Source organism: Actinokineospora sp. HUAS TT18, from assembly GCF_051364635.1.
In the GTDB taxonomy this organism is placed as follows: Bacteria; Actinomycetota; Actinomycetes; order Mycobacteriales; family Pseudonocardiaceae; genus Actinokineospora.
On record NZ_CP195645.1, the window covers coordinates 6370929 to 6383318 of the forward strand.

13 protein-coding genes are annotated in these 12390 nt (G+C 69.7%); 2 read left to right on the forward strand and 11 right to left on the reverse strand.

Annotated elements, in window-relative coordinates; all coding sequences use genetic code 11:
* Positions 1-44 precede the first annotated feature (44 nt).
* A complete protein-coding gene (locus ACSHT8_RS29560; protein WP_436494491.1) occupies positions 45-1025 on the reverse strand; it encodes an AraC family transcriptional regulator in 981 nt (326 codons plus the stop codon).
* 161 nt (positions 1026-1186) lie between these two features.
* On the opposite strand from ACSHT8_RS29560, the gene ACSHT8_RS29565 reads away from it, so the two are divergent.
* A complete protein-coding gene (locus tag ACSHT8_RS29565; RefSeq protein ID WP_436494493.1) occupies positions 1187-1639 on the forward strand; it encodes a DUF1772 domain-containing protein in 453 nt (150 codons plus the stop codon).
* Between the two features lie 43 nt (positions 1640-1682).
* Here the strand turns inward: ACSHT8_RS29565 and ACSHT8_RS29570 are convergent, their stop codons facing one another.
* The 10 genes from ACSHT8_RS29570 to ACSHT8_RS29615 form a co-directional block, all read right to left on the reverse strand.
* Positions 1683-3107: a multicopper oxidase family protein gene (locus ACSHT8_RS29570; protein ID WP_436494495.1), complete on the reverse strand. Its 1425-nt coding sequence runs from the start codon at positions 3105-3107 to the stop codon at positions 1683-1685.
* A 5-nt stretch (positions 3108-3112) separates the two neighbouring features.
* On the reverse strand, positions 3113-3577 hold the full coding sequence (locus ACSHT8_RS29575; RefSeq protein ID WP_436494497.1) for a hypothetical protein: 465 nt from the start codon (positions 3575-3577) through the stop codon (positions 3113-3115).
* A 167-nt stretch (positions 3578-3744) separates the two neighbouring features.
* Positions 3745-4374, reverse strand: coding sequence for a DUF6875 domain-containing protein (locus tag ACSHT8_RS29580; RefSeq protein WP_436494499.1), 630 nt, complete (start codon positions 4372-4374; stop codon positions 3745-3747).
* Positions 4371-5027, reverse strand: coding sequence for a hypothetical protein (locus ACSHT8_RS29585; protein ID WP_436494501.1), 657 nt, complete (start codon positions 5025-5027; stop codon positions 4371-4373). The genes ACSHT8_RS29580 and ACSHT8_RS29585 overlap by 4 nt, the downstream gene beginning before the upstream one ends.
* A gap of 41 nt (positions 5028-5068) precedes the next feature.
* Positions 5069-6427, reverse strand: coding sequence for a pyridoxal phosphate-dependent decarboxylase family protein (locus ACSHT8_RS29590; protein ID WP_436494503.1), 1359 nt, complete (start codon positions 6425-6427; stop codon positions 5069-5071).
* Between the two features lie 185 nt (positions 6428-6612).
* Positions 6613-7449, reverse strand: coding sequence for an alpha/beta fold hydrolase (locus ACSHT8_RS29595; RefSeq protein ID WP_436494505.1), 837 nt, complete (start codon positions 7447-7449; stop codon positions 6613-6615).
* Positions 7446-7910 carry an SRPBCC family protein gene (locus ACSHT8_RS29600; RefSeq protein ID WP_436494507.1) on the reverse strand — a complete coding sequence of 155 codons (465 nt, stop codon included), beginning with the start codon at positions 7908-7910 and terminating at the stop codon, positions 7446-7448. Before ACSHT8_RS29600 ends, ACSHT8_RS29595 begins: the two co-directional genes overlap by 4 nt.
* Positions 7911-7987: 77 nt before the next feature.
* Positions 7988-9484, reverse strand: coding sequence for an FAD-binding protein (locus ACSHT8_RS29605; protein WP_436494509.1), 1497 nt, complete (start codon positions 9482-9484; stop codon positions 7988-7990).
* Between the two features lie 14 nt (positions 9485-9498).
* Positions 9499-11034, reverse strand: a complete 1536-nt coding sequence (locus ACSHT8_RS29610) for a flavin-containing monooxygenase (protein WP_436494511.1) — start codon at positions 11032-11034, stop codon at positions 9499-9501.
* A 10-nt stretch (positions 11035-11044) separates the two neighbouring features.
* Positions 11045-11941 (reverse strand): class I SAM-dependent methyltransferase, encoded by an 897-nt coding sequence (locus ACSHT8_RS29615; RefSeq protein ID WP_436494513.1) that lies wholly within the window; start codon positions 11939-11941, stop codon positions 11045-11047.
* A 195-nt stretch (positions 11942-12136) separates the two neighbouring features.
* Here ACSHT8_RS29615 and ACSHT8_RS29620 point away from each other — a divergent pair, with 195 nt between their 5' ends.
* Positions 12137-12388 (forward strand): hypothetical protein, encoded by a 252-nt coding sequence (locus ACSHT8_RS29620; protein ID WP_054055397.1) that lies wholly within the window; start codon positions 12137-12139, stop codon positions 12386-12388.
* Positions 12389-12390 lie beyond the last annotated feature (2 nt).

Sequence of the window (12390 nt, forward strand, 5' to 3'; positions counted from 1 at the left end):
GACGAGAAGCGCGGCGACCGCCACCGCGCTCCGTCGATTCTTCCCTACGAGACCGCGGCGACCGCGACGCCGGGGTTGGCGGCGGCCTGGCGGATGTACTCCTGGGGGGACATGCCGCGCACGCGCTTGAACGCCGTGCTCAGGGCGAAAGAGCTGCTGTAGCCGACTTTCCTGGCCACCGAGCCGATGGTGGCGTTGGACTCGCGCATCAGGTCGGCGGCCAGGGCGAGGCGGAGGCTGGTCAGGTAGTTCATCGGCGGTTCGCCGACCAGTGCGGTGAAGCGGCGGGCCAATGCGGCGCGGGACACCCCGACGCGGGCGGCCAGGGTGGCGACGGTCCACGGTTGGGCGGGTTCAGTGTGCAGCAGCTGCAGCGCGGCGCCGACCACCGGGTCGTGCTGGGCGCGGTACCAGGCCGGGGCGCCGACCCCGGGGGAGGCGAGCCACGCGCGCAGGACGCTGACCAGCACGAGGTCGAGGATGCGGTCGAGCACGAGCTCCTGACCGGGCTCCTGCTTCAGCATCTCGTTCTCCAGCAACGCCACCAGCGCGCTGTCGCCCGCGTCGATCGGGCGGACCAGGACCGGGGGGAGCGCGCCGAACAGGCGCTGGCCGATCTCGCGCTGCATCTGGTACGTGCCGCTGAGCATGACCGCGGAGCCCTCGTTGTTGCCCCACGTGCGCACGCCGAGGTTGCGGGACTCGCCGATGTCGTCGCCGTCGATGGTGACGCAGCGCTGACCGGGGTAGATGATCACCTGCGGCGGGGTGGTCGGGTCGTCGGCGATCGTGTACGGCGTGGGGCCGCGCATGATCGCGACCTCGCCGGGGTGCAGCTCCACCGGGTCGCCGTGGTCGGGGACGATCCACGCGTCGCCCTGGGCCGGGGTGACCAAGGACAGCGGCGCGCGGTCCTCCACGCGGATGGACCATGGTGGGTTCAGGATCGAGCGGAGCAGGAAGGCCCCGCGGGCTCTCGGTCCGTCCAGCAGACCGGTCAACGTGTCGTCCGCTAGCGTGCTCATGGCCTCTACTATAGACGAACGCACATGCTCATGGGTGAAAAACGCATGAATCGTCTATGTGATCTCAACCTATCGATCTTGTCCGGCCCGCCCAGTAGGTTGCGCTTGGCGAAGTCCGGGCAAACGTCGGTGTCGATGGAAGGTGTCGGATGTTCGAGGTAGTGGTGCTGGTCGCGGCGATCGCGTCGGGACTCATCGCGGGGGTGTTCCTGGGGTTCTCGGTCGGGGTGATGCCCGCGCTCAAACAGGTCGACGACAAGGTTTTCATCGACGTGATGCAGCGGATCAACCGCGTGATCGGAAACGGCCTGTTCGGCCTGACGTTCCTGGTGTCCATGCTGACGGCGCTGGCGATCCCGGTGATCGATCTGCTCAACGGCGGCGGTGTGGACGCCGCCGCGGTGATCGGGTCGGTGCTTGTCCTGCTGTCTCATGGGTTCACCTTCGGCGGCAACTTTCCGCTGAACGCCCGGCTTGAGGCGGCCGGGCCGGTCTCTCGTCAGAAGAACTCCGCCGAGGTCCGGCGGATGTTCGAAGCACCGTGGAACCGGTGGCACAATCTTCGCGGCCTCGCCGTGGCCGTGGGCTTCATTCTCCTCTGTGTTGCCATCTAGATAAGGGATTTAGGGGTCCGGCGCGCGGCCGGACCCCTACCCGTCACGGGACGATCTTGATCTGCGCCATCATCGCCAGCGACGAGTGGTCGATGAAGTGGCAGTGGAACGGATAGATCCCGGTGTAGGGACTGTCGAACGTGGCGAGGATGCGCACCGTGGTGCCCGGCGGGACCGCGACGGTGTCCTTCGGATACGCCTCCCACTCCGCGGCCGGGACGCCGTCGCGGTCCAGGACGCGGAACTGGATCTGGTGCAGGTGCATCGAGTGCGGGATCTCGAACTGGGTGTCGAGGTTGACGATCTCCCACAGCTCCGTGCTGCCGCGCTTGACGGTGAAGTCGATCCGGTTGGGGTCGTAGGACTTGCCGTTGATGAGGAACGTGCCCGCGAGCGCGTCGAAGCTCAGCTCCACCCGGCGTGTCACCGTCGGGGTCCGGACAGTGGGCGCGGCCGCCAGCGTCGAGGGGATCGATGACGGGTCGAACTCGTGGCCGCCGGTGACGTCGAACCGCAGGATCCGCCTGGTGGCGTCGGATTCGCCGTCGACGTTCTCCAGGACGATCTGGGTCCCGTCGGCCGACCCGCTGAAGTCGACCACCACGTCGACCCGCTCGGCGGGCCACAGGGTGATCTCGCCGCGCCGGACGGGCCGGGGCAGCAGGCCGCCGTCGCTGCCGACCTGGACGAACTCGGCGCCGTTGCTCAGGCGCAGCTTGAACGTGCGCTCGTTGGCGCCGTTGACCAGCCGCAGCCGGTACCGCCGCCGCCGGACCGCCAGCCGCGGCTGGGCAGCGCCGTTGACCAGGACGAGGGACCGGCCCGCCTGCCCGAAGACCTGCCAGTGCAGCTCCCCGTCGCGGGAGATGTCGGCGTCGCGCAGCAGCAGCGGGATGTCGTGGGCCCCGCTCGGCAGCCGGTGCGTCGGGCGGGCGTCCTCGATGAGGTACACGCCGGACAGGCCGCGGTAGACGTTCTCGGCCTCCATGTGGTGGGCGTGGTCGTGGTACCAGAGCGTGCCCGCGCGTTGCAGGTTCGGGTAGGTGTAGGTGCGGGAGCGGCCGGGCTCGATGACCGCCATCGGGTGCCCGTCGCTCTCGGCGGGCACGTTGCCGCCGTGCAGGTGCAGCGCGGTCGTGCTCGGTAGGGAGTTGGTCACGACGACCTTGGCGGTGCGCCCCTGCTGGGCGAGGATCGTGGGGCCGGGGAACTGGCCGTTGTAGGTCAGCACCCTGGTGCGGACCCCGGGCACGATCTCCGCGGTGCCCTCCCCGACGGTCAGCCGGTAGATGTCGGCGTCGATCCGCGTCGCCGACGGACGCAGTGCCTGCGGGATGGGCAGCGCCCGCGTGAACGGGTCGACTGTCCACGTCGGACCGAACGCCAAGTTCATCAGGCTCTCGGTCGGCAGCGCGAGGGCCGCCCCACCCACCGCCCCGAGAGTCAACGCGTTGCGACGGTTGATCATGTTCATCACACCTTTGGGGATCGGGCGGGCAACTGCCGCCAAGGAACGGCCCCGACGGCACACACACCGACGACGACCACGAACGTGTTCCGCAGCACGGAGACCGCTGCCGCAAGCGAATCGGTGAACGACACCGCGCCCCCAAGCGCGATCGCGCCCACGGCGACTGTGATCAGGGCAGCCAGCATCCCGGCCACCGCGGCGAAGGCGGCGTAGCTCCGAATCCCGGAGAGCCCGCGCGCGACAGCCGCCGCACCGGCGATCCCGGCGGCGGCGGGGAGGAGGATGAGGAACGCGAGCCCGACTGTGTTGGCCAGGGCGTCGCCTACGACTGGGGGCGGCAGGGTAGCGCCCGCGGTGTGATGGCCGGACCCGATGAGCGCGTGCGCTCGGGTGGCGGGGGTGGGCATGGGCCCGGTGTACGCCCGCAGCACCCACGCCGCCGACGCCGCCACGACGGTAGCAGGCACGAGGATCGCGGCGGGCCGCAAATCTTTGCCGCCGAGGCAATCCCCACGTCGACGGCCCCCACCCTGTCCCGGGGGGACGGCCCTTGGCCAGTCTATCGGGGGGTGGGGGTTGTGGGGAGGGTGTGCGAAAAGCTGTGGATCGTTGGCCAGGTTGTGGATGGACGTGGTCATGCGCTCATCGCTTCGGAGTAGGGGCCGTTGACCAGGCGGGTGGTGAGTTGGTCGCGGACCCGCGCCGGGATCTCCGGGGCGAAGCGGCGGAGGTAGCTGTCGGTGTGGCCGTGGTCGTCGACCAGGAAGAGCAGGTCGTAGACCAGCATCTGGCGTACCGCGAGCAGCGGCACAGGAGATCGCAGCGGGCGGAAGTCCGGGTTCCACAGGCCAGGTTCCGGACACGTGGGATGGAACTGGCCGATCATCAGACCATCAGCGACGAACTCGTCCTTGGCCTTGCGCTGCAACAGATCCAACTCAGTCGAGTCCGCCCGATCCACCTCCGGCAGCACAAGCAGCAGCGTCAACAGCTCACGGTCGCCCTCGGACAGCGAGGCGGACAGGCGGGCGTGCCACGACCGCAGCGCCGCCACCGCCGTCGCGGGGTCGCCAACAGTCGGCAAGGCCAGGTAAAACAGGTTCTTGCGCAAAGACGGCTGCGTATAAGGACAGACAGGGCCGGTCCGCCCAAGATCGGGGTGCGGCGAGACGAGATACTCCTGGCTCCACCGCAGCACCGGCGCCAGCGCGGGCGCCGCGCCGTTCTCCACCTCCGCCGCGGTCCAGACTCGCAGGTCGGTCATTGCGGCTCCCTCCACAATGGACGTAATGCGGGGCCGTTCGGCAGGCTGATCACGCTGCCGATCGGGGTGAAGCCGAAGCGCAGGGCCGCCGCCGCGCCGCCCGCTGAGCTGGCTTCGGTGTAGATCGGGTAGCCCTGCTGGTCGGCGAGGCGCAGCAGGGGCGCGATCATCCCGGTGAGGACGCCGCGCCGCTGGAGGTCGGGGCGGACCCCGGCGAAGGAGATGTAGTAGTGGGCGCGGTCGGTCGGGTGGTGTGACGCCTGCATGCCCAGGATCGTCAGCAGCATCGACGCGGCGCCGCCGCCGCCGACCGCGTCCGACAGCCTGCGCTGGATGTCGTCGGCGCGCTCGTCGGCCAGTTCGGTGGCGACCGGCGAGGTGAACAGCAGCGCGGTCTCGTAGTCGCCGCCGAGGAGGATTCCGCCGTGGGTCAGGGCGAGCTCGACGAACACCTCGAAGAAGCCGGGCAGCGCCGCCGCGCGGGCGACCGGGTCGGGCAGGATCCACCTGGTCAGCGGGTCCTCCAGGAACGAGGCGCTGAGCAGGCTGACGAGCCCGTCCTGGTCGGCCGCGGTGGCCAGCCGCACACCCGCGGGCAGCTCGTGCGGCTCCGGCAGGCTCGGGGCTCGGCCAGGTATCTCGATGAAGGTCACCTCGGGTGACTCCTTCCGCCTCGTCGGGGATGGATCGGGCGTCACCGGGTCGCGGTGACGAGACGGCGCACCCGGTCGTGGGTTCGGTCGACGTGGTGCTCGGCCTCGGGCTTGATCAGCACGCTGCGGCAGACCCGCGCGGTCTCGGCGTCGGCGGCGACCTCCGGGTGCCTGCGCCGGAACGCAAGAGCGTCGACGCGCAGCAGGCTCACGTAGACCGGGTCGTCGTCGGCGGACATGCCGCCGCGCAGCAGGCGTTCCGACCCGAGGTCCGTGGCGCTGAGCGTGGGATGGCGCGGGGCGTAGGTGACGATGTCGAGGTCCGGGCGCTGGTAGAGACGCAGTTCGGTGCTCGTCTCCAGCAGATCGGCCCACCGCAGGGCGGCTCGGCGTCCCGCGGCGAGCACGGCGCCGAGGCCGGTCGGGGTGAGCGGCAGCAGCTGCGTCGTCAGCCAGAGCGCCGCCGCGGCGGCACCGGCGCGGGAGCACTCCAGGCTGATCTCGCCCAGGTGCAGGTCCGCGTCGGTGAAGTAGGTGTAGGGCGAGTCGTGCCCGAAGTGCCGCGCGTCGGCCGGGTCGGCGAACAGGATCGCGCCGCAGCCGTAAGGCTGCAGGCCGTGCTTGTGCGGGTCGACGACCACCGAGTCACACCCGGCGACGGCCGCCCACGGCCGCGGGTCGATTGTCGGGTCGGACCCGGCGAGCAGCGCGTAGAACCCGCCGTACGCGGCGTCGACGTGCACGCGCGCGCCGAACTCGCGGGCCAGCGGCAGCACCTCGTGTACCGGGTCGACCGCACCGAGCCCGGTGGTGCCCGCGGTGACCACGACGGTGCCGACGCGGCCGGTGGCGAGCGCGTCGCGCAGGGCGTCGAGGTCGATCCGGCCCGCGGCGTCGACGGGCAGCGGCACGCCCTCGATCCCCAGGACGTGGCACATGCGCTCGTGGGTGTAGTGCGACTCGGTGCTGTACGCGACGGCCTTGCCGGGGTGCGCTTGCCTTGCCACGTAAAGGGCTTCGAGGTTGGCGATCGTGCCGCTCGTGGTCAGATGGCCCGCGTGGCGGGGCAGGCCGAACATGTCGGCGAGCGCGGCGACGGTCTCGCGCTCCATCTCCGTGGTGGCGGGGCCTCCCTCGGCGGCGTGATTGTTCGGGTTGATCAGCATCGCGGTCACATAGCCGACGACGGCGGCGGGATGTGGCGGCTTGACCATCTGCCCGACGTAGCGCGGGTGGAAGAACGGGTAGTTGTCGTGCAGGCGCTTGGCGAACCGCGCGTACGCGGCGCCGAACGCGGCGTCGTCGACCTGGTGGGACGCGTGCGGGGTGAACGGGCCGAACGCCGCGCCCCACTCCTCGACCACGTCGACCGCACGCGGCAGCCAGCTGCGCAGGTCCACTTCCGCTCCCTTCTCGGCACGGCGTACGCCGTCGCCGTGCCGCGGAGATTGGAGGGACCGCGACACGGCGACGACGGGAGGGCACCCGGGGGGAGTGCCCCGCACCCGCGTGCCCGCCCGGGGTTAGTGGCGGACGGCGCGGGTGACTGTGGGGGCGGCGGCGTCGCCGCCCGACCGGGATCTCGCTAGCGGGCCGCCATCTCCGCCACGGCGGCCACGACGACGTCCGGGGCTTCCAGCGGCACCATGTGCCCGATTCCCTTGGCGATGCGGAACTCGGCGTCCGGCAGCGAGTCGGCGACCACGGCGCCGAGCTCCGGCCGGATCATCTTGTCCCGCGAGCCCGCGATCACCAGGGCCGGAATGGGCACCGTCCTCAGGTCCGCGCGCATGTCCATCTCCGCCATGCAGCCGAAGTACGCCTGGCGCACCTTGCGCGGGGTCGCCGCGAACATGCGCCGGTTGGCCTCGGCGACGGCCGCGCTCGGGCTCTCGCCGAGGGTCTGGCGCAGCATCGCCCGGCCGACCGGGCCGCGGTTGAGCGCGAAGTGGAACACCGGGTTGCCCATCATCTTCACTTCGCTCGCGGGCTCCTTGCGGTCGTGCGCCGCGGTGGCCAACAGCACCATGGACCGCACGCGGGCCTCGGCCTCGGTGCGGTACGTGGTGGCATAGGACATCGCGGCGAACCCGCCGCCGGAGTGGCCGACGAGCACGGCGGCGGTGATGTCGAGCTGGGCGAGTACGGCGGCGAGGTCGGCGCCGAGCCGCTCGACGGTGATGCCGTCCTTGCCGACGGTCGACGCGCCGTGGCCGCGGTGGTCGTAGCGCACGACGCGGTGGCCCGCGGTCAGCAGCTGCCCCGCCACGTCGTGCCACACGGCGCGGGCGGCGCCCCAGCCGTGGAGGAGGACCACGGTGGCGGCGCGCTCGTCGCGCGGTTCCTCGACGGTGACCGCGAGTTCGGCGCCGTCGTCGGTGCGCACCACCCGGTCGGCCGCGGTCGAGATGCTGCGGGTCACCGCGCACCCACCAGCGCGTTGAGGTTGGCGAAGGCGCCCTGGGTGCCCTGCGAGTGCGCTTCGCCGAGGTCCTTGACCTTGGCCAGCACCTTCAGGATGCCCTGCGGGGCCGCGGTGAAGTGCATCGCGAGCTTGGTGCCGCCGTCGACCTCGTCGAGGCGGAAGTCGCCGGTGCCGAGGAAGGCGCCGTCGACGTACTCGAAGGTGAGCCTGCGGCCGGGCACGACCGAGGTGGTGCGGCTGGTGAACTTCAGCTTCGGGCCGCCCTTGTCCACGCCCTTGGTGTGGACGGTGACGTGCACCTCGGCGCCGACCTTGTCGGCGGGGATGGCACCTGCCTCGAAGGTGTTGGTCGGCACCCACCAGCGCCGCGCACCGCCGAGCTCGGCGATGAGGGCTTCCCACACGACGTCGGGTGAGGTGTTGATGAACGCTTCGTCGATCAGGTCGTAGTCGGTCATGGTGAGCCTCCAGGAAGAACCGGGAGCAGGCCCGGGCCGAGCGTTCTCGACACGGACCTGCTCCCGAGGAAGGGCGATCAGGCGAAGAAGCGCTGCCCGGGGGTGAGCACGCGGTCCGGGTCGTAGCGGCGCTTGAGGTCGAGCAGCCGGGTGTACTGGCCGCCGAAGTGGGCCTTCCACTCGGTCGGGGTCATGCCGGGGATGGCGCCGACGGTGTAGCGCTTGCCGCCCAGGGGCTTGCTCAGGTTGTAGAGCCTGCGGTTCTGGTCGAGCATGCGCTGCAGGTTCGGGTCGTTCGGGAACGGGAAGCGCAGCAGGTCGAACAGCCACAGCTTCTCGTCACGGGTCTCCGGCAGCATGAAGAACGGGTGCTTCAGCTTCGACCGGTAGAACGGGTACAGGCCGGAGAACCCGACGCCCATGTCCGTCGGCTGCAGGTCGGCGATCACCGACGGGATGAACCGCTGGATCGTCGAGGTCGGCAGCACGATGCTCAGCCACGGCTTCGGCGCGGTCCAGAAGCCGTTCTCCTTGAGGTAGGCCTCGATCGCGTCGAACCGGAAGATCCAGTCCGTGTAGGACATCGGGGTGATCTGGATGTCGGCGCGGGTGTCGCGCAGGCCCTCGAGGATCTTGGCCTGGTCCGGCGGGGTCGTGGTCCAGTAGACCGCGGCCTCGACCTTGTAGCGCCAGCCCGAGTCGTCCGGCTTGCGGACGATCTCACCGGACTGGTGGGACAGCCGGTTCTCGACGAGGATCTTCTCCGAGTCGGCGTAGTACGTGGCCAAGTCCTCGTAGAACAGGTTCATCACCAGGGCGTTGGTCGGCGCGGGCACCAGCTTGATCAGCGCCTTGGTGATGATGCCGAACTGGCCCGCGCCCGCGACGGCGGCGAAGAACAGGTCCGACCGCGTCGTCGGCGACACCCGCAGGATCTCGCCGGTGCCGGTGACGATCTCGATGGCCTCGACCATGTCCGAGAACAGGCCGTGCTTCTGCACCATGCCGCCGATGCCGCCGACGCTGATCACGCCGCCGATCGACAGGTTCAGGTAGTCGGTGGTGCCCTGCGTGGACAGGCCCTGCGCCAGCGCGGCGTCACAGAGCTCGCGGATGGTGACGCCGGTGTCGACCCACGCCCGCCCGTTGCTGATGTAGTGGATCTTGTTGAACTTGCGCTGGTCGATGGCGATGCCGCCGGGCACCAGCGCCTGGCCGTACGAGGAGTGCGACTCGAGGTCGTTGCCGCTGCCGCTCTGCCCGTTCATCGCCACGCTGAGCCGGTTGCGCCGGGCCCAGGTGATGATCCTGCTGACGTCCTGCACCGAACCCGGGCGCAGCACCGCGCGCGGGGCACCGGTGACCAGCTCGCCGAAGTCCTTGCTGAAGTTGCCAAGCGCCGGGCTGTAGGTCTCCAGCACGCCGTCGAGGGTGGGGACCGTTGAGATCCCGCTGGTCTGCGCCTGGGCGGCGGTGACGAACGCCGAGTTCGCCGCGCTCCACCCGACGATGGTGGCGGCCGTCCCTGCGGCGGCTCCCTTCAGGACGCCGCGACGGGATAATCCACTGCTCATTGCTCTCTCCACGTTCACTGTGATTTCACCGGAAGCCCGACGGTGGTGGCGATCCGGTAAGCGCCGAGGTCGACCTTCTTGGTCGCCTTGCGGAACCGCCATGTGTAGGTCGGCCAGATTGAGGGGTTGCGGCCGGAGCCGTCCTGGTACCAGCTGACGCAGCCGCCCGCGGTCCACACCGTGCCCTCGAGCTTGGCGTCGAGCGCGGTGTTGTAGGCATCCTGGGCCTCTTCGCGCACCTCGACGCTGGCCAGCTCGCGCTTGTCCATGACCTTCAGCGCGTCGAGCACGTGCGCGATCTGCGCCTCGATCATCACCGTCTGGGACGAGTGGCCCAGGGTGGTGTTGGGGCCGAGCAGCATGAACAGGTTCGGGAAGCCCGCGACCGTGGTGCCCGCGTAGGCCGACATGCCCTTGCCCCACGCGTCGGCGAGCTGGACGCCGTCGCGGCCCCAGATCTGGCGCGCGATCGGCCGGTTGGTCGCGGCGAAGCCGGTGCCCAGGATGATCGCGTCGACCTCACGCGACGTGCCGTCGGCGGTGACGACCGAGCTGCCCTCGACACGCACGATGGAGTCGGTGACGAGCTCGACGTTGGGCTGCTGCAGCGCCGGGTACCAGGTGTTGGAGAACAGCAGGCGCTTGCAGCCCGCGGCGTAGTCCGGCGTGAGCTTCGCGCGCAGCACCGGGTCCTTGACCTGCTTCTTGAGGTTCTTCTCCGCCATGCCGGTGATGGTCTTGGCCGCCACGTTGGGCCGCGCCAGCATGAAGGCCAGGATCTCGCGGCCCCACATGTTGAAGCCGCGGCGGAAACGCTGGTAGCCCGGCACGTTCTTGCGCAGCGCGAACTGCAGCTTGTTGGTGGTCTTGTCGTTCTTCGGCCCCACCCACGGCGCGGTGCGCTGGTGCACGAACAGCTGCCCGACCTCGGGCTGGATCTTCGGCACGAACTGGATCGCCGACGCGCCGGTGCCGATGACGGCGACCCGCTTGCCCTTGAGGTCGAAGTCGTGGTCCCAGTTGGCCGAGTGGAACTTGGCGCCGGGGAAGGACTCCAGGCCCTCGATGTCGGGCATGACCGGGTCGGACAGGTAGCCGGTGCCGGTCACGAGGACCTGGGCGGTGAAGTCGCCGCCGCTGGTCTCGATGTGCCAGCGGCGCTCGGTGTCGTCCCAGCGGGCCCCGACCAGCGCGTGGCGGAAGCGGATGTGCGGGCGGATGCCGAACTTCTCGGTGCACTCCTTGAGGTAGGCGAACACCTCGTCGCGCTTGCCGAAGGTGGTGGACCAGTTCGGGTTCTGCGCGAAGGAGAACGAGTACAGCAGCGACATCACGTCGCACGCGCAGCCAGGGTAGGAGTTGTCGCGCCAGGTGCCCCCGACCTCGTCGGCGCGCTCCAGCACGACGAAGTCGTCGATGCCCTGCTGCTTGAGCCGGATCGCCATGCCCAGCCCGGAGAACCCGGTGCCGATCACCGCGACACGGAAGTGGGGGACCCGGCTGCCCGAGCCATCGGCCGGGGGTTCGACCCGGTTGATCGTCCTGGTCATGTCGATGCTCCTAGCCGCGGCGGGTGAGCGTGATGCGGAAGTTGTTGAAGATGCCGTCCTCGAGGGTGTAGGCGAAGATGTCCAGGTAGCGCTCGAAGCGCTGGACGATCTCCTCACCCTCCATGGCGACGGCCTCGTCGCGGCGCTCGGCCAGCAGCTGCAGCCAGACGCGGCAGGCGCGGGCGAACGACAGCGGCTCGTTGACGATCTCGTCGATCACGAACAGCGACTCCGCGCCCGCGGCGAGGTCCTGGAGCTTGGGGATGTAGCAGCCCTTGAACTCCTCGCGCTGCAGGAACTTCAGGTCGTCGATGAGCTCGCGGCGCAGCGGCGGGTTCTCGATCGTCATGATGTGCAGGACGAGCTTGCCGCCCGGCTTGAGCAGGTTGTAACACTGCTGGAAGAACGCGCGGAAGCGGCGGGTGCGCTCCTTGGGCGGCAGGGTCGAGAGCACGAAGTGCTCCAGGGCGTTGATGCAGAACGCCGAGTCGTAGGGCTCGTCGGTCTTGTGGTCCTCCCACGACTCGACGTGCACGGTGACCTTGGCGTTGCCCAGGGAGTTGATGAACTGCTCCTGCGTGCGCGACAGCGTCACACCGACGGCCTCCTGGGCGCCGTGCACCCGGGTGACGCGGTCGAGCATGGTGCCCCAGCCGCAGCCGATGTCGAGCACACGCTTGGCGCCCCCGGCACCAGCGAGCTCGATGAACTTGTCGAGCTTGCGCTCCTGGGCGAGGTCGTGGAGGTCGTAGAGGTCCTCGCCCTCGTTCCAGTAGCCGCCCGAGTACATCATCGCCGGACCGAGCAGCAGCCGGTAGAAGTCGTTGCTGACCTCGTAGTGGTGCCGGATCGCGTCGACCTCAGGGTTGATCACCTTGTTCTGGTCCCCGCCTGTCACCGCAGTCATGCCAAAACCCCTTTTCCACGTTTCCTGGCCGTGTGACGCCTCTGCGGCTAGAGGTAATCGCGACCCCTGCAACACCGGCGCAACAGGACGGGAGTTGCGCCTTCGTTGCGCGTCTGTCGGTTACATCCCCCCAGGACCTCGCCGCACCAGGAGGCGGCGGTGCCGGGACGAACGCGACTGTGAGGAGCGACGAAGATGGAACTGCCCAACGTCGAAGAACTGGCCACCCAGCTGGCGGCCGTGTCGGGTGCCGAGAACGTCGATGTCGACGCCCCTCTGCTGCAGCTCGCCGACGTGGACTCGCTGGACCTGATGGAGTGGCTCTACGGCTTCCAGAACAAGTACCCGCACATCCCGGCCGACGAGTCGCTGTTCAAGGACATCGACGACACCACCACGCTGCGCGCCGTCCACGAGCGGCTGATGGCCCTCGTCCCCGCGAACTAAGG

What these genes read in the sequence shown, in the direction of transcription:
- ACSHT8_RS29560 (WP_436494491.1), bottom strand. Translation starts at nt 1,025, where the DNA reads ATGAGCACGCTAGCGGACGACACGTTGACCGGTCTGCTGGACGGACCG.
- ACSHT8_RS29570 (WP_436494495.1), bottom strand. Translation starts at nt 3,107, where the DNA reads ATGATCAACCGTCGCAACGCGTTGACTCTCGGGGCGGTGGGTGGGGCG.
- ACSHT8_RS29580 (WP_436494499.1), bottom strand. Translation starts at nt 4,374, where the DNA reads ATGACCGACCTGCGAGTCTGGACCGCGGCGGAGGTGGAGAACGGCGCG.
- ACSHT8_RS29600 (WP_436494507.1), bottom strand. Translation starts at nt 7,910, where the DNA reads ATGACCGACTACGACCTGATCGACGAAGCGTTCATCAACACCTCACCC.
- ACSHT8_RS29605 (WP_436494509.1), bottom strand. Translation starts at nt 9,484, where the DNA reads ATGAGCAGTGGATTATCCCGTCGCGGCGTCCTGAAGGGAGCCGCCGCA.
- ACSHT8_RS29610 (WP_436494511.1), bottom strand. Translation starts at nt 11,034, where the DNA reads ATGACCAGGACGATCAACCGGGTCGAACCCCCGGCCGATGGCTCGGGC.
- ACSHT8_RS29615 (WP_436494513.1), bottom strand. Translation starts at nt 11,941, where the DNA reads ATGACTGCGGTGACAGGCGGGGACCAGAACAAGGTGATCAACCCTGAG.
- ACSHT8_RS29620 (WP_054055397.1), top strand. Translation starts at nt 12,137, where the DNA reads ATGGAACTGCCCAACGTCGAAGAACTGGCCACCCAGCTGGCGGCCGTG.